General features: G+C 69.1%; 15 protein-coding genes. 4 read left to right on the top strand and 11 right to left on the bottom strand.

Annotated elements, in window-relative coordinates:
- The 5 genes from EYA84_RS09735 to EYA84_RS09715 all read right to left on the bottom strand — a co-directional run.
- On the bottom strand, positions 1-4,577 hold a 4,577-nt coding region (locus tag EYA84_RS09735; RefSeq protein WP_201272344.1), incomplete at its 3' end, for a type I polyketide synthase.
- A gap of 89 nt (positions 4,578-4,666) precedes the next feature.
- A complete protein-coding gene (locus EYA84_RS09730) occupies positions 4,667-5,797 on the bottom strand; it encodes an acyl-CoA dehydrogenase family protein (RefSeq protein WP_131052702.1) in 1,131 nt (376 codons plus the stop codon).
- Between the two features lies 1 nt (position 5,798).
- Complete coding sequence (locus EYA84_RS09725; protein ID WP_201272343.1) at positions 5,799-6,095, bottom strand: phosphopantetheine-binding protein; 297 nt, start codon at positions 6,093-6,095, stop codon at positions 5,799-5,801.
- On the bottom strand, positions 6,088-7,113 hold the full coding sequence (locus EYA84_RS09720; RefSeq protein WP_131052701.1) for an HAD family hydrolase: 1,026 nt from the start codon (positions 7,111-7,113) through the stop codon (positions 6,088-6,090). Before EYA84_RS09720 ends, EYA84_RS09725 begins: the two co-directional genes overlap by 8 nt.
- Before the next feature lie 71 nt (positions 7,114-7,184).
- The gene (locus EYA84_RS09715) at positions 7,185-8,039 is read right to left on the bottom strand and encodes a 3-hydroxyacyl-CoA dehydrogenase family protein (RefSeq protein WP_131052700.1); all 855 of its coding nucleotides are present in this window, start codon (positions 8,037-8,039) and stop codon (positions 7,185-7,187) included.
- Positions 8,040-9,204: 1,165 nt separating this feature from the next.
- Here EYA84_RS09715 and EYA84_RS09710 point away from each other — a divergent pair.
- On the top strand, positions 9,205-9,945 hold the full coding sequence (locus EYA84_RS09710) for a methyltransferase (protein ID WP_131052699.1): 741 nt from the start codon (positions 9,205-9,207) through the stop codon (positions 9,943-9,945).
- Positions 9,946-10,027: 82 nt separating this feature from the next.
- Here EYA84_RS09710 and EYA84_RS09705 read toward each other — a convergent pair whose 3' ends face one another.
- On the bottom strand, positions 10,028-10,690 hold the full coding sequence (locus EYA84_RS09705; protein ID WP_161594940.1) for a DUF1707 domain-containing protein: 663 nt from the start codon (positions 10,688-10,690) through the stop codon (positions 10,028-10,030).
- Between the two features lie 3 nt (positions 10,691-10,693).
- Between EYA84_RS09705 and EYA84_RS33845 the strand changes: the two genes are divergently transcribed.
- The 3 genes from EYA84_RS33845 to EYA84_RS09695 all read left to right on the top strand — a co-directional run bounded on the left by EYA84_RS33845 (position 10,694) and on the right by EYA84_RS09695 (position 11,760).
- Positions 10,694-10,822, top strand: coding sequence for a hypothetical protein (locus tag EYA84_RS33845; RefSeq protein WP_255446604.1), 129 nt, complete (start codon positions 10,694-10,696; stop codon positions 10,820-10,822).
- A 189-nt stretch (positions 10,823-11,011) separates the two neighbouring features.
- Positions 11,012-11,443, top strand: a complete 432-nt coding sequence (locus EYA84_RS09700) for a hypothetical protein (protein ID WP_131052704.1) — start codon at positions 11,012-11,014, stop codon at positions 11,441-11,443.
- A gap of 47 nt (positions 11,444-11,490) precedes the next feature.
- Complete coding sequence (locus EYA84_RS09695; RefSeq protein ID WP_131052697.1) at positions 11,491-11,760, top strand: hypothetical protein; 270 nt, start codon at positions 11,491-11,493, stop codon at positions 11,758-11,760.
- 369 nt (positions 11,761-12,129) lie between these two features.
- On the opposite strand, the gene EYA84_RS09690 is transcribed toward EYA84_RS09695, so the two are convergent.
- The 5 genes from EYA84_RS09690 to EYA84_RS09670 form a co-directional block, all read right to left on the bottom strand.
- Positions 12,130-12,804, bottom strand: a complete 675-nt coding sequence (locus EYA84_RS09690; RefSeq protein WP_131052703.1) for an HAD family hydrolase — start codon at positions 12,802-12,804, stop codon at positions 12,130-12,132.
- A gap of 147 nt (positions 12,805-12,951) precedes the next feature.
- On the bottom strand, positions 12,952-13,842 hold the full coding sequence (locus tag EYA84_RS09685; RefSeq protein WP_131052696.1) for an acetyltransferase: 891 nt from the start codon (positions 13,840-13,842) through the stop codon (positions 12,952-12,954).
- A gap of 267 nt (positions 13,843-14,109) precedes the next feature.
- Entirely contained in the window at positions 14,110-16,806 is a 2,697-nt protein-coding gene (locus EYA84_RS09680; RefSeq protein WP_131052695.1) for an RICIN domain-containing protein, read from the bottom strand.
- Positions 16,803-18,242 carry an RICIN domain-containing protein gene (locus EYA84_RS09675; protein WP_131052694.1) on the bottom strand — a complete coding sequence of 480 codons (1,440 nt, stop codon included), beginning with the start codon at positions 18,240-18,242 and terminating at the stop codon, positions 16,803-16,805. The genes EYA84_RS09680 and EYA84_RS09675 overlap by 4 nt, the downstream gene beginning before the upstream one ends.
- A gap of 44 nt (positions 18,243-18,286) precedes the next feature.
- Positions 18,287-19,612: endo-1,4-beta-xylanase (locus EYA84_RS09670; protein ID WP_131052693.1), on the bottom strand; the 1,326-nt coding region annotated here is incomplete at its 5' end.

Raw genomic sequence — 19,612 nt, 5'->3', positions numbered from 1 at the left:
GCCCGCGGTTCCGGAAGCGCGACGGCCACGGGCTCCGCCGACGGCACCGGCGTCACCTCGGCGGGCCGCTGTTCGAGAACGAAGTCGGCCAGCAGACCCGGCGTGTAGAGGGACTCGAAGAACGCCTTGATCGGGATCTCGACGGTGTACTCGGCCTCGACGCGCTTGCCCAACTGGACGAGCATCAGGGAGTCGACTCCCAGCGCGAACAGGTGCACCGACTCGTCGATCGCGTCGACGCCGACCCCGGTGACCTGGCTGACGCACTGCTTGACGAACGTGAGGACGGGTCCTCGATCGGCCATCCGCTGGACACCGGTCCTTTCCGGTTCGGCGACGGCGGGCCGCGCCACGGCGATGTGGTCTCCGGCGCGGTCGGAATACCAGATCCGCTGCCGGTCGAAGGGCGTACGCGGCAGGTCGCGGACGAGGCCGCCCGCCGCGCCGGGCAGCCGACCGAACTCCAGCGACCGGCCCAGCCGCCACAGCTCACCCGCGCTCTCGAGCAGCTGCCGACAATCGGAGCGCCCCTTGCGCAGGCTCGGAACGACGATGGCGGCGTCCGCGAACTCCTGCGCGATCAGACCGCCGACCGTGGCCGTCGCGCCGATCTCGACGAAGACCCGTGAGCCGCGCGCGATCGCGACCCCGACGGCCGCCTGGAACAGGACCGGCTCGACGAGGTGCCGGCTCCAGTACGACGCGTCGATCGGCGCGTCCGCCGTGACCGGCCCACCGGTGCGCGTCGAGATCCACGGGATGGCCGGATGCTCGAACTCGTGGTGCCGGATCTGCGCGTACAGGTCGTCGGCGGCCTGAGCCATCCGAACCGAGTGGTACGGGTGTGAGACGTCCAGGCGCTCGGTGAAGATCCGCTGTCTGCGGGCGGCCCTCAACACCTCGGCCATGCTCTCGGCGGACCCGGCGACGGTGGTGTTCTCGGCAGCGTTGACGGCGGCGACGGAGACGTCGGGATAGTCGGTCAGCAGCTGTTCCGCCCGCTCCCGGGAGCACAGCAGCGTCGCCATGGAGCCGTCGCCGGTCGAGGCCGCCACGACCCGCGCCCGGCGGGTCACCAGGTCGACCGCCTGCGTGAGACTCATGACGGAGGCGAAGCAGGCGGCCGTGTACTCGCCGATGCTGTGGCCGATCACAGCCGACGGCGTGACGCCGAGCGCCTGCCAGTACCGCGCGAGCGCCAACCCGACCGCGAAGATCATGGGCTGGGTGTGCCGCGGCGACTGGAACGACGTCTCGTCGTCACCGAACATCGCCTCGATCGGGGAGACGTCGCCGAGCCGCCGGAACACCCGGTCGATCTCGTCCAACTCGCGCCGGAACAGGTCGGCGTGCTGGTACAGCTCCCGCGCCATGCCCGGGTACTGCGTACCCTGGCCGGAGAAGACGAAGACCTGTCCCGGGTCCGCCTGGTCACGCACGCCCCCGTCGGCCAGCACCGCCTCGACCGCACCCGGGATGTCGGTGACGGCGTCGCAGACCAGTGCCGCCCGGTGTCGCAGACCCGCCCGCCGCGTGCCCAGCGTGTGCGCGATGTCGGCGAGGTCGGCGGTCGTGTCAGCACTCCACTCGCCGAGGGTCCGCAGGGCGGCGCGCAGCGCCGCGTCCGACTTCGCCGAGACGGGCAGCAGACGCGGCAGACCGGGCGTCGACGACGTGCGGCGCGACGTCGGCTCGTACTCCTCCACGATGATGTGGGCGTTGCTGCCGCTGATGCCGAAGGAGCTGATCCCGGCACGCCGCCGGCCGCCGGCCGGCTGCCACGCGATCTCGTCCGCCACCACCTCGATCGGGACGGCGTCCCAGTCGATCAGGCGGTTGCCCTCGCGAAAGTGCAGGGTGGCCGGAAGGCGGCCGTGCTGCATCGACACGATCACCTTGCACAGCGCCGCCATACCCGCCGCGGACTCCAGGTGCCCGAGGTTGGACTTGACGCTGCCGACGCGCAGTTTGCCGCTCCGGCCGGCGAAGACCCGGGCCAGGGCGTTGAGCTCCTGCGGATCGCCGATCGGCGTGCCCGAGCCGTGGGCCTCGACGTAGGAGACGTCCTCGATCCCGACGCCCGCCTCGGCCATCGCGGCCTCGACCACCCGTTGCTGGGCGGCCCCGCTCGGGACGGTGAACCCACCGCCCTGGCCGTTGTGGTTGATCGCCGACCCGCTGATCACGGCCAGGATGTCGTCACCGTCGCGTTCGGCGTCGGAGAGCCGTTTGAGGATGACGACCGTTCCGCCCTCACTGCGGATGTAGCCGTCGGCCCCGTCGTCGAAGCTGCGACACCGCCCGGTCGGGGACAGCGCCTGTAGGCGCGACCACGACACGTGCCCCTCGGGGCTGAGGATCAGGTTCACCGCCGCAGCGACGACCATGTCGCAGCCGCCCTGCCGCAGTTCCCGTCCGGCCTGGTGCAGCGCGTACAGCGAGGAGGCGCAGGCCGCGTCGATCGCCTGGCTGGGACCGTCGAAGCCGTAGCTGTAGGAGATCCGCCCGGCCGCCGAGTTGGCCATGTTCCCGGTGTAGGTGTACCGCTCCGCCGGGTGCCCGAGGTTCTTGCCGACCTGGGCGTAGTCGTTGTTGTAGATACCGACGAACACGCCGACGCGCCGGTCCCGCCCCGCCGTCACCGGGTTCATCCCGGCGTCTTCGAGCGCCTCCCAGGTCAGTTCCAGCAGCAGGCGCTGCTGCGGGTCGATCGACGCGGCTTCCGCGGGCGAGATGCTGAAGAACAGCGGATCGAACTGGTCCACCTGGTCGAGGTAGCCGCCCTGGGTGGTGGTCACCTCGCTGGTGTCGAGGTCGCTGTGCGACCACCGGTCGGCGGGTACCTCCCGCACCACGTCGACCTTGCCGCTCAACGTCTCCCAGAGCTGGTGCCGGGTGCCGATCCCGCCGGGGAGCCGGAACGCCATGCCGACCACCGCGACGGGCTCCGCGGAGAACGACCCCGTCGACGCCGGGGCGGCGGCTCGCGCCTCGGCCGGTGCGCGTCCCCGCTCGACCCGGCGGGTCAGCTCGTCGGTGAGCGCGTGCGCGGTGGGATGGTCGATGATGAACGTGCTCTCCAGCGCGACACCGAGTTCCCTGGCCAGCCCGCTCTGGAGCTCGATCAGCTGCACCGACGTGCAGCCCAGCTCGAACAGGCTCCTGGTGTGGTCGTCCTGGGCCAGTTCCGGGCCGATACCGAGCACGCCCGCGACCTGTGTGGACACCAGGCTCGCCAGCGACGGGCCGTCGACCACCGACCGGACCGGTGCGACGTCCGCGCCGGCTCCGGCCGATCCGGGCAGGTCCAGGTCGGGCAGGTCGATCGGCCGGCCGCGCCCGGCGAACACCGGCTCCCAGTTCACCGCGAGACCCTGGACGTGCGCCTCGGCGAGCGAGGCCAGGAAGTGATCCATGCGCTGCCCGTCGCGACGCAGGGAGTGGAGTACCGGCACCGCCGTGCCGACGGCTTCCACGGTCTGCCGCATGGCCAGGGTCAGCACCGGGTGTGCGCTGAGCTCGACAAAAGCCTGATAGCCGTCGGCCAGCATGGCCCTCGTGGCGCTCTCGAAGAGCATCGGTCGACGCAGGTTGTGATACCAGTACTGCGCGTCCAGCCCGGCGGTGTCGAAGGCCCCACCCGTCATGCCGGAGTAGAACGGAATGTCCGAGGTGCGCGGGCTGATCGAGGCGAGCGAGGTCAGCACGGTGTCCCGCACCTCCTCGACGCGCGGCGAGTGCGCGGCCAGCGGCACGGATGTCACGTGCGCGTAGACGCCTGCGGCGCGCAACTGCTCGGCGGCGAGCGCGAGCACCGCGCTGTCACCGGAGACCACCACCGTGCGGGGTGCCATCAGGCCGGAGACGTCGACGTCGTGACCGTGCTCGGCGAACCACGAGGTCACCTCGTGCACCGGCAACGCCACCACGGCCATCCCGCCTCGGCCGGCCAGCGTCGACTGGGCCCGGCTCCACAGCACGGCGGTCCTCGCGGCGTCGTCCAGCGACAGTGCCCCGGACACGCAGGCGGCGGCAGCCTCGCCGATGCTGTGCGCCACGACCGCCTGTGGCTCGACACCGTGCGAACGCCACAACTCGGCGAGCGCGACCATGATCGAGAACAGCACCGGCTGCACGACGTCGGTCTGCTGGTACAGGTCCGTGGAGTCCGACCTCAGCACGTCGACCAGCGACCAGTCCACGTGCGGTGCGAGCGCGTCGGCGCAGTCCCCGATGCGCCGGGCGAACACCGGCGCGGAGTCGAGCAGCTCTGCCGCCATACCCGGCCAGATCGCGCCCTGGCCGGGGAAGACGAACGCCGGGCGGGTCACGTCCGCCGCCGTCGCCCGCGCCACGTGCGGACTCGGCCGCCCCTGGGCGAGCAGCCGTACCGCCGTCACGAGGCTGTCGCCGCCGCCCAGCAGCACGGCCCGGTGCGCCTGTGACGGGCGGGCCGCCAGCGTGCGCCCCACGTCCCAGGGGTCGGCGGCGCACTCCTCGACGAGGTCACGCAACCGCCCGGCGACATCGCGCAGCGCCTGCTCGTTCGGCGTACTGAGGATCCAGGGAATGGTCACCGGTGCCTCACCACCCAGCCACCGGGGGTGCTTGCCATGACGGTCTCCAGGGTGTTCGCGGCGCGCGGGATCGGACACGGGGTCATCGCCTATGCCTTCCGGGCGTACTTCTTGTAGCCGGCGTCGGCGATCATGATCTGCTGCAGCTGGGAGGTGCCCTCGATGATTTCGAGGATCTTCGCCTCCCGGAACAGGCGTTCCGCGGGGTATCCCGACCAGCACCCGTTCCCACCCAGCACCTGGACCGCGTCCGACGTCGCACGTTGGGCGACGGTGGACGAGAAGTACTTCGCGATGATCGTCTCGGTGGCCGCGTCGGCACTGCGCTGCGCGAGCGACCGGCCCGCGCTGCGACACAGTTCCCGGGCCGCGGCGACGCTGGTGACCGCGTCGGCGACCATCTTCTGCACCAACTGCTGCGTGCCGATCTTGACCCCGAACTGCTCGCGCCGCGTCGCGTAGGTGCACATCTCCTCCAGCGCCGCCTGGGCCAGCGCGACACCGGCCCACGCGATGCTGTAGCGACCGTGCAGGAGGGCCGTGTTCACCACGAAGCCGAAGCCGGCCCCGATACCCGCGATGAGGTTCTCCGCCGGCACCTCGACGTCGTCCAGCTCGATCTCCGCGATGTGGGTCGCGCGGTTGCCCAGGAAGCCGGACATCGGCCAGGTCCGTACGCCGGGCATGTCGCGTTCCACCATGAACGCGCTCGTGACGCCGTTGTCGGTCGCCAGCACCAGGATCAGGTCGGCCACACCGGCGAAGGAGATCCACTTCTTGCGTCCGTTGAGGACGAAGGAGTCGCCCTTCCTGATGTACGTCGTGGCGACCGCCGCCGCGTCCGACCCGGCGCCCTCCTCGGACAGCGCGAAGCAGCCGATCATCTCGCCCCGGGCGAGGGCGGTGAGGTACTTCTCCTTGAGCCGCCGCGACGCCAGTTCCAGCAGCGTCCCGGCGACGATCGAGGTGTGGACGGTCAGCAGCGCCCGGGTGGACGCGCAGGCCTTGCCGATCGCCTCGGTGACCTCGCCGTACTCCAGCGGGTCCAGGCCGAGTCCGCCCCACTTCGTCGGGATCGACGCACCGAGCAGACCTTCCGCCGCCATCCTCTGGATGACGTCGCGCGGCAGGGCCTCGTCCCGGTCGAACTCCGCGGCCCGTGGGGCCAGCTCGGTCTCGGCGAAGAGCATGGCGCGTGCGATGACGTCGGACCTGTCCATGTCACTCACCAGCCGAGGCCTTCAGTTCACCCACCATGTCCGCGAGGCGGCGGACCGAACTGAAGTTCTGCAGGATGATGTAGTCGTCCGGAACCACGAGGTCGAACGTGGACTCGACGTAGTGCAGGAGCTGCATGGCGAACAACGACGTGAAATAGCCACGCTCGAAGATGTTCTCCTCGTCGTCCAGCTCGACGTCCTTGAACGCGGTCATGTTCTCCCGGAGGTACTCCCGGATCCTGTTCGCAGCGTCCGCCACCATCACGTCTGCCATGTTCACCACCGCCTCGTCACGCATCGATCTTGACCTTGATGTAACCGGGATAGTCCTGACGGACCGCGAGATCGTGCTCGTACAGGTAGTCGTTGCCCTCGCGCCACACCACGCGGAAGTTCGCCAACTGGTACGTCACCAGCATCTGGCGGTTCCGGTCGGTCCGGCGGAAGCGGGCCAGGAGACGCTTCCCGTTCTCGGCGGCCCGGTTCAACAGGAAGGACAGCAGGACCGTGCCCACGCCCTTGGACACCGTCCGACACGACATCAGCAGGAGGTTGACCGTCCAGCGGTCGTCCTGCTTCTCCACCAGCGCCACGCCGATCTTGCCGTAGGAGCCGTAGCGGTCGGTCAGCTCGCACACCCAGATGTCGTGGTCGGGGCTGCCCATCAGCTCTTCGAGCTGCTGGTGCGAGTACTGGATGCCGGTGGAGTTCAGCTGGTTGGTGCGCTCGGTCAGCTCAGCGAGGCGCAGCAGGTCGCCGTCCCTCGCTTGAGAAATCGTGAAGATCATGTCGAGACCGCTGAGGAACTCGTCCGGGGCGCCCCGGTGCTCGAGCTCCGCGGCGTTGCGCGCGTGATCCTCCAGGTACATCCGCCGACGGCGGGCGGCGTCCTCGGTCACCACCGGGGGTGACAGGCGCGGAATCGCGAGCAGGGTGCCCAGATCCGCCGCGTCGACCGTCTCGACCTCCGGGTGGGCGAAGGCCACCTCGTCGCGCTCGAACGGCTGGTCGTCCACGAACATGATCGTGTCGATGCCGATGTTCAGCTTCTCGCGGATCGCGGCGAGCGAGCTGGACTTGCTGTTCCAGTTGATCTGCGGATAGAGGAAGTACTCGGCGAGGCCGACCTCCTCCAGCTTGCGCACCGCGTCGTCGTGGTTGTTCTTGCTGGCCACCGACTGAAGGATGCCGCGCGCATCCAGGGTCTTGATCACGTTGACCACGTCGTCGCGGAGGACGAGGTCATCGCCGGCGGACAGGGTGCCGTGCCACAGCGTGTCGTCGAGGTCCCAGACGACACACTTCGCCATCTTCATAGATCGAAGTCCTCCAGGGGGATCGCTGCCCGGTGGCGCAGCCGATGACCGCGTCAGCGTTCGGGGAGATCTCAGTGGTTCGCGTAGGTGTAGAAGCCCTGACCGCTCTTCCGTCCCAGCCGGCCCGCGGCGACCATCTTCTTCAGCGTCGGGCAACAGCGGAACTTGCTGTCCTGGAACTCCGCGTAGAGCACGTTCAGGGAGTCGACCACGGTGTCCAGGCCGATGAGGTCGGCGGTCTCCAGCGGGCCCATCCTGTGCCCGTACCCGAGCTTGAAGATGGCGTCGATCTGCTCCGGCTCGGCGACGCCGTCGTGCACCAGGAAGGCCGCCTCGTTCATGAACAGGTGCGACAACCGGTTGGACACGAAGCCGGGCATGTCGTTGACCACGATGGACTGCTTGCCGAGCGACCGGACGAACTCCTCGGCCTGCTTGATCGTGTCCTCGGAGGTGTGGTAGCCACGGACGACCTCCGCGCACTCCAGCAGGGGAACCGGATTCATGAAGTGGATGCCGACGACGTTGTGGGGTCGTGGCGTGCCGGCGGCGAGCTTGGTGATGGAGATACAGCTCGTGTTCACGGCGATCTTCGTGCTCTCGCCGCAGACGTCACGCAGATCGAGGTAGAGGCGCTCCTTGGCGGCCAGGTCCTCGACGATGTTCTCGACGATCCAGTCGACTCCGGCGAGGTCGCCGAGGTCGGCGCCGAAGCGGATGCGGCCCAGGATCTCGTCGGCCTTCCAGGCGGCGGCGGCCGGAGACATCATCCGGAACTTCCGGACGAGGTGCCGGATGTCCCGGGGCGCGGTGGCCAGCACGTCGGAGTCGTGGTCGGACAGGATGACGTCGTAACCCTTGGCCGCGCACGTGATGGCCACGTCCTTGCCCATGACGCCCGCGCCGATGACCCCTACTGTCGCCATTGTCCAGCCGCCCCCGGTAATGATGGAAAGGGCACGCGTAATGTACGCGAACATCGCTCCAACATTCGCCTTCGCACACCCATATGGACGACGCCGGGCTGAGTCGGCCCGGCGTCGGAGGAACCTATTACACGATTGCCCCGTTTGTTCGGAGACCCTGCACGCAATGAGTGGACATCAGCAGCAGGTGCCCGCTTCGCCTTCATTGCAAGTTGCATGAGATTGTCAACTCCGTGCGACGGACCATACACGGAAGCGCCGCAAGCCGTAAAGACGAGCATCGACACTACGGGCAGTAGTGGCTCAATTGCACACTGCTTCGGGGGCGATTGGCCGCCGCGACAGGACGATCAAAACGGCAAAAAATTCGCACCCGAGCGGCCTGGCCCCCCGCCCCTTAAAGCCCTCGGTTTCGCAGTGTCAGCGGCCAATCCGGTCAAAAGTAGGGATGAATAGATGATCCGGCGAGCCCTTGCGGCCGAAGGCGTTATCTGATCCACATGCGACAGACGGTCCGGCAGCCGGGCCGCCCACGTCAGGGCAACCGCAGGTCAACGACGCAGCGGACGCGCCGCAACCATGCCGCACCACCCCAATTACGGACGATCAAAGGAAAGCACGCGGATCACACTTCACGACGGGCCAGCCCGAACCGGCCGAGTCCGCACGTGTCCGGAGCCCGCCCGAACCGTTGCACACGACCCCCTCCCGCCGGCAGTACGTCTCAGATTGGCGACGACGTGCCAAACCGATAATGCATCCGCTTACCCGCCACTCCACCCACACGCCGCCCTCTAGTCGACTCCGGCAAGACTCAGCCGCCGATTAGTGATGACACGCCTTTAATGTCCATCTTGGATGTTGGCAGAACCGATATCACCGGTGGGGAAATTTGCTGTCGCAAATTCCTGTCCGGAGAGCGCTCCATGGGTGCGCCTGTTCCGACTCGGACTTAACGCCAAGGAAGCCGGGTAGCGAATTCCGGGAGTCAGCGCCATGCACGGAACGGCTCACTGCTTGGCAACAACACCGGCGGACGGTTACCGTTCCCCGAGCCGGAACAGCCCCGCAGGTGCGTTAACCCGACAGGCGCTTCACCCGACCGGCACGACTGGCGTCACGCGTCGCCAGCCATTCGACGACACACCGAACCCGAGGACGAATCATGGACCGAACGTTCGCCGACGACGTCGGCGACTGGCTGGTCGCCCAGGCCGACTCGCTCATCAAGGACGGTGGCACCAGAGAGCTCATGCGATCGACCTGGTCCGTGCTGCCCGAGGTGTGGCCTCCCGATCCGGCGACCGAGGTGTTCACGTCCGCGCTGCCCCTGGGCTCCGGCACCCGGTTCCTCGAGATCGGGTGCGGCGCGGGCGTCACGAGCGTGGTGGCCGCCATGAGTGGCTGCGAACGCGTCGTCGCGACCGACATCAACCCGGCTGCGGTGGCCAACACCGTGCTCAACGCCAAGGCACACGACGTCGGGCACAAGGTCGAAGCGCTGACCAGCGACCTGTTCCTCGAACTCGGCCGGGAGGACGTCTTCGACCTGATCGTGTCCAACCCGCCCCTCGTGCGGGCGCGGGAGGACCGGGCCTACGACCGGCCGATCGAGCATTCGGTGTTCGACCCCGGGTACGCCCTCCACCAGCGCTTCTTCCACGAGGTGAAGCCGCACCTCGCCGCCGGCGGGCACATCTTCATGAACACCAGCGACACGATGGGCGATCCGCACTCCATCGTCTCCCTCGCGGTGCGGATGGGCTTCTCCGCGCGCAAGCACCACTCGAACCGGATCGAGATTCCCGGGACGCTGATCGGGTGGACCCCCGCCATCGCCGCCGCCGCCGACGACCGCGGGATGATCTATATCGACTCTTCCATCTACGACTTCGAGCTGCTCTGAGCAGAGGCGGCAGCCACGGTGTGCGGCCACGACACGTGTGGCGCCGCCGGCAGCCTCGTACCGCAGGTCGCCGACGACCGGGTCAGCGGCTCCCCACCGCGGGTGGCGGCGGTGAGTGGTGCCCGGTCGCGGGTGGCGACTGCTGACCGAGCAACCAGCGCCGCCAACCCGCCACGTCCTTGCCCGCACTCGTCGATCTGACCCGCACGTCGCCCAGCAGCGAGTGCACCCTGACCCGAATCCGCGGCGTTCCCGGCACCGGGGGCATCGACGCCAACCGGAGCTCCCGGTCGCTGAGCAACCCGATACCGGCGAGCTCCACATCCACCCCGTCGGGCACATCGATCTTGATGTCACCCAGGAGGCTCCACGCCTCGATCTCCACCACGGCCTCGGCGCAGACAGTCGTCCGCAGATCGAGATGCACATCGCCGAGCACGCTGAACATCCGCAGTCGGGCGGGCAACCGCCACCGTCCCACCCGCCGCTGGTCACCGAGGAACGCGACCACGGTCGACACGGTCTGCGTACTACCGACCGGAGGCGCGGAAACCACCACCCCGGCCGTCGCCCGCTCCAGATCCTCGATGCGCTCGGCCGCCCACACCGCCCCGACCCGATCGCTGAACTCCTCCAGGGTCAGCCGGCCCTCGCCGACCGCCTCCTGCAGCGCCGTCGCGGCGGCCTCCTGCTCCAGCTCACTCGGCTTCCGTGACAACTGCTCAGGTCGAGGCTCGATCTCCACGCCGTGGAGCCTACCCGGCCGACGCTCACCCGCTCCTCGTGCAACTCCCCGCCCGACGCCGCCTCCGGCAACACCTTCTCCGCCTTCCACCCCGACGCCCGGTACTCCCCGGACCGACCGTTCACCATCTGACACGGGTGATCGGCTGCTACCGGGCGGGAGCCAGGTGGACTAGCGTCTAAGCCCACCAGCGCGTACGCCGTCGCCGTCGATACGCCCCGGCCGACCCCGATCCGCCCGATCGGTGGGTTCTCACGGGAACACCCCGTCACCGCTTCACCTGTTGGGCAGGATCGTCCCCAACGAGGAGGTGCCGTCGTGGTGCAGGACACCCGCGCTCTCGCCCTGACGTTCGAGGTGAGCGGCCTGCCACCGGTCAAGACCGAGGCGCTGTCCATCTTCGCTGCCGGTCACCGGCAGGCGACGAGAGTACGCACCCTGCTCCGGGCCGCCTGCGAGGCGGCACAGAAGACCGGCTGGACCCCGCTGTCCGGCCCGATCGAGGTGGACCTGACGCTGCGCTGCCCGCCCGGGCACCGCACCTCCGACGCCAGCACCCTGCTGGGCGGGGTGTGCGCGGTGCTGCAGGACAAGAAGCGGGTGACCAGCATCGGCCTCGCCCACCTCGGAGTCCTGGTCGACGTCGCCCTCTACGAGGACGACCGGCAGATCCGCCGGTTGTCGTACGCGGAGGAGCCCGGCGAGGAATTCTCGTACCAGGTCCGCGTCGCCGCGGTACCGAACGTGGTTTGACGGACGGTCGTGGTCGGGTACCGCTGCCGCCGACGAAGGGAGCACCGATGTCGGAGCCACATGTCACGCTGGAACCTCGTGACCCGGTCCAGGAGAAACTGCGCGGGCCCTTGGAGCAGCAGCTGACATCGGCACTCCAGGTCGCCGCCGAGCGGATCCGGGACGCCTACACCGGCGAGCCGGTGGAGCAGGTCTGCCAGCAACTGCTCGACGAGACCCGGGCCGGCCTGCACCCGGACATCGCCGCGGCCTTCCAACCCGACATGGACGAGTTCTGCCGGGTCGCCGTCGCCATCGTGCGCGGCGAGACCACCTGAGCCGACCCGACGACGACACGGGTCAGGACCGGACCCGCACGACCCGGCCCTGACCCGTCCGGCGTGGGCAGCGAACCAGCCGCCTGCCGACGCACGTGTCAGCACGCGCCGGCACGGCAGCCGGTCCGCCAGCACTCAGCTCCACGGTGCCCCACGACCGGACCCGGTACCGCGACCCACCCCGGCGAGTCGCGGCACCTGGGGCCGAGGCTAGGCGTGCCCGGGTCGAGCCCGCGCGGGCCGGCACGCACTATTGCCAGCAACGGGAAATAGCGGCAGGAGCGTGTAACACCCGGCGGGCGCCAGGCGCTGACCCGGTCGGAGCGATTGATCAGCGGACCACCGGGTCACCGGCGGCCCCGGTCGGCCTCAGAAGTGCGCGAGCAGGTCGGGAAAAGCGCGCAGACGCAGGACGCCCTCGTCGGTCGGGTCCAGTTCGTCGTGCTCCAACACCCACGTGTTGTCGTTCGGGATGAACACCGCCCGCCATCCGGCCGCCCGCGCCGGCAGGATGTCCGACCGGGGCGAGTTGCCGATCATCCACGCCCGGGTCGGGTCGACGGCGTGCTCCCGGCTCAACCGGTGATAGGTCGCCACGTCCTTCTCCGGCACGATGTGCGCCGCCGTGAAGTGGTGCAGCAGCCCACACGCGTCCAGCTTGCGCTGCTGTTCCTCGCGCTCCCCCTTGGTCAGCAGCAGCAACTCGTGCCGCCCGGCCAACTCGTCCAGCGCGTCGGCCACCCCCGGCATCAGCTCGACCTGATGGTTGATCAGCGCCATAGCCAACTCGTCGATCTCGCGGCGCTCCGCCTCGGTGGCGGGCCGTTCCCGCAGCCGCTCCAGGCACTCCCGCAGGCTGCGCAGGAAGACCTTGCTGCCGTACCCGTGTGCGACGGCGTTGGCCCGTTCGATGTCGTCGAGCACCGCCCGCAACTGCGTCCGGTCGAGCGTCGGATGGTCCACCCAGCTCAGGAAGTCGTCGATCACCCGCTCGAAGACGACGTTGTTCTCCCAGAGCGTGTCGTCCGCATCGAAGACGAGCACCTGCCCCGGCTCGATCGACCTGTCATGCGTCACGCGGCGACGGTAGGCGACCCGGACGATCTCGGCGACCCGATAATTCGCCCGCGCGACGGCGGAAGCCGTCAGTCGGGACGGTCTCCGTCGATCGCGGAGACCGTCCCCGACAGGTCAGGCGTCGGCCGGGGTGAAGCTCACCCGGGCACGGATCCGACGGAACCCGGCCCGTTCCAGATCCGCCAGCACAGCCACCCGGTCCGCGTCCACGTCGGCGATCACCTCGTACGCGCCCTCGCCCGACAACGTCCGGACCACCTCGGCCAGCAGGTCGGCCCGCACCGCCGGCGCCCGCACGCCGAGATAGGCGATCATCGGGAAGCAGGCCCGGCTCGCCGGTGCCGCCAGGCCGACGGGTTCGCCGCCGTCCAGCGCCACCCGCCATTCCCGGGCCGACCCGCGGAGCCAGGACAGTGGATCGGTGGCCAGGTCCACCCCCGCCACCGCCCGCGCCGTCTCCGCGCCGGTGAGCAGGTCCGGTGCGGCGACCCGGGCGACCAACGAGGTGATCTCTGCGGCGTCGGTGGCCGGGCGGAACGTGTACCGGCCGGTGAAGGCAGGGAGCGCTCCGCCCGTCCACGAGCACCGCAACCGTTCCCCCTGCTCGACCAGACCGGCGAGACGGGCCGCCGCCATCGGGGCCGCGACCACGTCGCGAACCTGCGGCTGTCGGCGCCAGTACGCCGGCAGCGCGGCGTGGTACACCTTCGGGCCGCCGAGCGCCTCGTGTGCGGCACGGAGCAGCGCGGCACCGTCCTGCGGCGCGGTGGCCAGATCGAACCGGTCCAGCCACGGGTCGCCGACGGACCCGGGCGGAAGCGCCCAGGCGGCACGGCCGACCACCCGGCCGGCGCGCAGCGCCACCCACGTGCGCTCAGGACGGAAACCGCCACCGGCGAGCCCGTCGGCGTAACCGACCTGCCGCACGTGCGGCAACGGGTCGGGCATCGAATCGAACAACTCTTCCTCACCCGCGACGAGCGGGCGGATGACCAGATCAGCCATGGCGTGATCCTCCGGAACGCGGCGCCCCGGCTCAGTTCCGCGGGGACGCCGGATCGCGGAGGGGGCGCAGAACATCGGACATCGTTCTGACCTCCTTCCGGCTCGACGGCGTGACCGTGAACCTACACCGCAGCCCGCTGCCGCGACACCCGATTCACCTGCTGCCGATGCGATACGGGAGACAGTGTCCGACTGCTCGATCTGGCCGACGGACGCACGCGGTCGGCCCGGGGCCAGGCGGGAACATGCCTGGCCCCGGGACCGCTCTCAGCTGCGTCGAGTCCACTGCTGGTTCGTGCCGCCGTTGCAGGACCAGAGGATGATCTTCGTTCCGTTGGCGGTGGCGGCGCCGTTGGCGTCGAGACAGAGCCCGGACTGGGCGTTCGTGATGGTGCCGTTGGCGTTGACGTTCCACTGCTGGTTGAGCCCGCCGTGGCAGTCCCAGATGATGACCGTGGTGCCGTTGGTGGTGCCCGCCCCGTTGGCGTCCAGGCACTTCGTGCCGTACACGGTCAGCTGCTTGCCGGCGGTGTGGGTCCACCGCTGCTGCGTGGCGCCGGAGCAGTCCCAGAGTTGGGTCTGGGTGCCGTTGGTGGTGGCGCCGCCGGGGACCTCGACGCACCGGCCGGACTGGCCGCCCACGATCTGCGCGTCGGGGGCGCTGCCGGTGCCCTGCCGCCGGACGAGCGACGTCGACTCGGCCGACCGGTTGCCCTGGGCGTCGACGACGTAGAGCCGGTAGTCACCCGAGGTGACGGGTACGGCGATGGCGGTGGCGGTGCCGTCGGCCCGGGTCATCGTCGGACCGGCGGTGAAGGTGGTGGTGCCGGAGGGAGCCAGCCAGAGCGACCTGGTCGCATCGCCCGTGCTGCGGACCGGGATCGAGGTGGTGCCGCTGCCGACGAACGTGCTGGCCGGCAGGACCTGGTCCGCCAGGGGCAGGTTGCGCGGTGCGGTGATGTCCCGGAACGGGGCTTCGAGCCCGGAGTTCACCGCGATCCCGTAGGCCGCCGCCGGCCAGACGTAGTCGGCGGAGACGAGGATGTCGTGGATGGTGCTGTTCGGCAGGTTCTTCTGGGAGACCTTGTTGATCGGGCCGTACGTCTGCGTGATGCTCAGGTCGTGCTTGCGTCCGAAGTCGTCGGAGTTGATCATCCAGGTGATGTTCTTGTCCACGCTCAGGACGTTGTCCCGGAAGGTCATGTACGCCGACCCCTCGTCCGGGTGGAGCCCGTACTTGTGGCCGGCCGGGACACCTTGCAGATAGTTGCTGTGGATCGTGGTGCCAGGCTGGCTGCCCAGCGTGTAGATCGGTGCCGTGTCGCTGAGTCGCTGCACCGTGTCGATGATGTGGTTGTGGCTGATGGTGTTGTTCCTCGCCGTCGTGGTCGGCCGGTTGGGCGCGATCGATCCGGAGGATCCGTCGAAGTTCCACCATCCCCAGCCGAGCGTGATGCCCGCCCACGGCGTCTTCTCGATGCGGTTGTGCTGGATCGTGAGCGTGTCGGCGAAGTACGCCGCGACCGCGCCGTGCCCGTTGAACAGCACCGCGCTGTCGTGGATGTAGTTGTTCCTGATCACGATGTTCTTCGGGAGTCCCTCGACCTGGGGCGGGTACTTCTCGCGGTTGGTCGAGGTGTGGTCGCCGACGAAGACGTGCTGCGGGTGTCCCACGGAGATCGCGGACCCGGCGACGTCGCTGGTGACGTTGCCGATCACCTGTGAGTTCGTCACGTCGTTGACCATGTTGATCCCGTCGGCCCCGGTGTGCTCGATGCGGTTGCGTTCCAGCAGGATCCCGTCGGCGTTCTGCACGTGGACGATGCCCGGGGTGACGTCCACGTTGCGGTAGTAGTAGACGTGGAAGTTGCCCTTCGCGTACGCCATCGCGCCCAGGTTGCCCTGCTGCGCCTGCTTGTACACCGAGCCGGCGACGGTGAACAGGTTCCAGTCGGAGTGCCGGACGGTGAGACCCGAGAACGTGATGTTGCGGGCGCGGCTGCTGGTCGAGGTGCCGGCGATCCGCAGGGCGGTGGTCACGTTGTTGGGCGCGAAGACCGTGGCGGTGGACATGTTGTCGGCGCTGGCCTTGTAGTAATAGAGCGTCCGGCTGGACTTGTCGAAGTAGAACTCGCCCGGCGCGTCCAGGAACTCGTAGGCGTTCATGACCTTGTGAGCGCCGGCGACCTGGGCGTTGCCGTTGAACGCCCCCTGCGCGATGGCGGCACCCGGCTGTTGGAACAGGGCGATACGGCTCTGACCGTCGGCGCTCGTGGTCACCTGCCGGACTCCCACGATGGCGGTGGTCCAGGTCGTGGCCGTCTCGATCTCGATGTCCTCCTGGTTGCGGGAGATCGCCGGGAAGTCGCCGAGGCCGTACCTCGCGCCGTCGCACTGTGAGCCGGATTCCCACGCCCAGTCGGCCTGCCCGGCGGTGATGGTGTACGTGCCGTGGCATCCCGCCGAGGTGATCGTCTTGGCGGCCATCTGGGCCCGCTGGCCGTTGACGTAGAGGGCCCGCAGCTTGTTGGCCCGGTCGAGCGGCGCCTTCCAGATGTTCCCACTGTGCTGGGTCCAGCCGGTCACCTGCACACCGGCGTCGAGGACCGGCGTCTCGCCCGGGTACGCGGCGTACACGACCCGGTGGCCGTTGGTGCCGGAGTCACTCGACCCGAACTCGACCGTACCGCCCACCGGGTAGCTTCCGCCGCGCAGGAGCACCTGGATGTCGCCGGTCATGGTCGCGGTCTTCGTGCGGACCACGTCCCGCGCCCGCTGGAGGGTCCGGAACGGGGACGCGATCGTGCCCGGGTTGGCGTCGTTCCCTCCCGGTGCGACATAGAGGGTCTCCTGCACCGCGGCCAGCGCCGGAGCCTGATCTGCCACCACCGCCGGCAGCGCGGCGGAGACGAGCACCGCCAGCGCGAGCAGCGAACCCCTAGCGGTACGGACGAGGGATCTCATTTCTGCACCTGCCACTTCTGATTGTCGCCACCCCAGCAGGACCAGAGCTGCACCTTCGACGTCGCGGTATTCACATCCAGACAGAGGCCGGACTGTGCGCTGCGGATCGTGCCGTCGCCGCCGACCGTCCACCGCTGGTTGTCGCCGCCGTTGCACGCGTACGTGCCGACGACGGTGCCGTTACTGGTCCCCCGCTGGTATGCGTCGAGGCACCGCTGGCCCGCCAGAGCGGTGATCTGCCCACCAGAGGTCACGGTCCACCGCTGGGCGGCGGTGTTGTTGCAGGGGTACACCTGGACCTGGACGGCGGCGGTGGTGGCGCCGGGAAGGTCCAGGCACTGCCCGGTGCCGACGTTGCGGAGCAGGCTGGCCTCGTCCGGAACACCACCGTCGGTCAACCCCCAGGCATGCCTGAGGCGGTTGAGCCCGCTCGCGTTGGGGGTGCTGAGGGTGAGGTTGGTGCCGGTGCCGTGCAGCTTCTGCATGGAGTACCAGTCGTCGCCCTGACCGGCGGTGACCTTGCCACCCAGCCCCGGCCAGTAGATCGATCCGATCCGCAGTTCCCTCAGCACGTCGGCGGTGGCCCGGAAGTAGCGCACGAAATTGTCGGTGCTGGTGGCGTCGAGGTAGTTGAGCCCGGTGTCCATCGGCGCACCGAACTCGTCCATCACGGTGCGGGCGGCACAGGAGCCGATCGCGTCCCGCAGGAACGTCACCCACTGGTCGTAGTTCTTCGCGCCGCTGAAGAAGGTGTAGTGGTGCAGCGACACGATCGTGCCGTCGAGTCGACGGTCGGCGCACATCGACCTGATGTCGGTGTTCAGGCCGGCACCGCTGACGAAGACACGGTGGCGTGGGATCGACGGACGGGCGTTCAGCCAGTCGCTGACCAGGTTGGCCCACTCCGCGGCGCTGTGCCCGCCAGGTTCGTTCATCGGCTCGAAGTACACGAGGTCGTTGGTGCCGTACCTGGCGACCACGGTGTTCCACATGGTGTTGAAGGCGGTGGTGTTGACGATCCGGCCGCCGCTGGCGGCCACCCCGTCGTCCCAGTAGGAGAGGACGACCTTGAAGCCCTTCGCCGTGGCGGCGTCGATCGCGCCGGTGTACGCGTTCCACCAGGTGGTGCCGACGGTGTAGGTGTTGATCGGCAGCCGGACCGTGTTGGCACCCAGGTTGTTCTGGAAGCCGGTGTAGATCGCGGTGGCCTTGGCCGTCACCGTCGCATAGCTGTCGGAGCTGCTCAGGCCGTACAGCACCAGTGGTCCACCGTGGAAGTTGTCTCCCAACCTGGCCCAGTTGACGCCCCGGAACGCGGTGGTGTCGGCAGCAGCCGGTGGGACACCACCGAGCACGGCGGTCGGCACCGCCACGAGGGCGGCCAGCGCGCAGGAGAGGATCCGGCGCAGGTGGCGACGCGATCGGGATCGGGTCACTGTCGTTCCCTTCTCGTACGGTGCCGACTGTCGCGCTCGTCAGGTCAGAACCGGGTCCAGCGCTGGTTGGTGCCGCCGTGGCAGCTCCACACGATGACCGCGGTGCCGTTGGCGGTGCCGGCGCCGTTGACGTCCAGGCACAGGCCGGTCTGGGCGTTGCTGATCGTGGCGTTGCCGTTGACGACCCACTGCTGGTTCGCCCCACCGTGGCAGTCCCAGATCTGCACCCGGGTCCCGGCGGCGGCGTTGTTCGGCACGTCCAGGCACTTGCCCATCACCTGCAGGGCCCGCCCGTTCTGGGTGAACTGCTGGTTGGCCCCGGTATGGCAGTCCCAGACCAGCATCGGGGCACCGTTGGCCGAGCTCGCGCCGTCGACGTCCAGACACCGGCCGGACGCCTCGTTGCGCAGGCGGTTGCCGGTCGGATTCGGGGTGGTGCCACCGTTGAGGGCGTCGAGGACCGCCGTGTACGCGGGCTTCTTGTTGCCCGCGCAGTCGAACAGCAGGGCGTTGTCGCCACCACGCCAGGAGTCGCAGTCCCGCACACCCCACACGGTGATGCCGGTGCACCGCGACACCGCCAGGCAGGCGCGGGTGACGGTGGCGTAGATGGTGGCCTGGTTGGACCCCTGGGTGACGTCCAGCTCGGTGATCTGCACGTCCACGCCGAGGTCGGCGAAGCGTTGCAGGTTGGCCTGGTAGTCACCGGCGATCGTGGTGCCCAGGTGGGACTGGAACCCGACGCAGTCGATCGGTACGCCGCGCGCCTTGAAGTCGCGCACCATGGTGTAGATGCCGGTCGACTTCGCGTTGATCCCGTCGGTGTTGTAGTCGTTGTAGCAGAGCTTGGCGTTCGGGTCGGCCGCGCGGGCGGCCCGGAACGCGGCCTCGATCCAGTCGTTGCCGGTGCGTTGCAGGTTGGAGTCGCGGCGGGCGCCGCTGCCGCCGTCGGCGAACGCCTCGTTCACCACGTCCCAGGAGTGGATCTGCCCCCGGAAGTGGGTGGCCACCTGGGTGACGTGGTTGATGGCGGCGTTGCGCAGGTCACCACCGGACAGTCCCTGCGCCCACCCGGGCTGCTGGGCGTGCCACAGCAGGGCGTGTCCCCGGACCGACATGCCTCGGGACCGGGCGTGGTTGACGATGCGGTCGCCGGCGCTGTAGTTGAACACGCCCCGCTGCGGCTCGGTCGCGTCCCACTTCATCTCGTTCTCGGCGACGAGGCTGTTGAACTCGCGGTTCAGCACGTTCATGTACGTGGTGTCGGAGAACTTGTACGTGCCGACCGCCGCGCCGAAGTAGCGGCCCTTCTCCGCCGCCGAGGTGCCCAACGTGGTGCCCGCGGTGGCGGCGCCGGCGGGCGCCAGCGC

This window comes from Verrucosispora sp. SN26_14.1, from assembly GCF_004307965.1.
Taxonomy (GTDB): domain Bacteria; phylum Actinomycetota; class Actinomycetes; order Mycobacteriales; family Micromonosporaceae; genus Micromonospora.
The sequence above is the reverse complement of the archived record's forward strand: the minus strand, read 5'-3'. Positions and strand labels throughout refer to the sequence as shown.

Coding starts and splice junctions, on each gene's coding strand:
- EYA84_RS09715 (WP_131052700.1), bottom strand. CDS start 8,039: ATGGCGACAGTAGGGGTCATCGGCGCGGGCGTCATGGGCAAGGACGTG.
- EYA84_RS09680 (WP_131052695.1), bottom strand. CDS start 16,806: ATGAGATCCCTCGTCCGTACCGCTAGGGGTTCGCTGCTCGCGCTGGCG.
- EYA84_RS09720 (WP_131052701.1), bottom strand. CDS start 7,113: ATGAAGATGGCGAAGTGTGTCGTCTGGGACCTCGACGACACGCTGTGG.
- EYA84_RS09710 (WP_131052699.1), top strand. CDS start 9,205: ATGGACCGAACGTTCGCCGACGACGTCGGCGACTGGCTGGTCGCCCAG.
- EYA84_RS09695 (WP_131052697.1), top strand. CDS start 11,491: ATGTCGGAGCCACATGTCACGCTGGAACCTCGTGACCCGGTCCAGGAG.
- EYA84_RS09730 (WP_131052702.1), bottom strand. CDS start 5,797: ATGGACAGGTCCGACGTCATCGCACGCGCCATGCTCTTCGCCGAGACC.
- EYA84_RS09685 (WP_131052696.1), bottom strand. CDS start 13,842: ATGGCTGATCTGGTCATCCGCCCGCTCGTCGCGGGTGAGGAAGAGTTG.
- EYA84_RS09725 (WP_201272343.1), bottom strand. CDS start 6,095: ATGCGTGACGAGGCGGTGGTGAACATGGCAGACGTGATGGTGGCGGAC.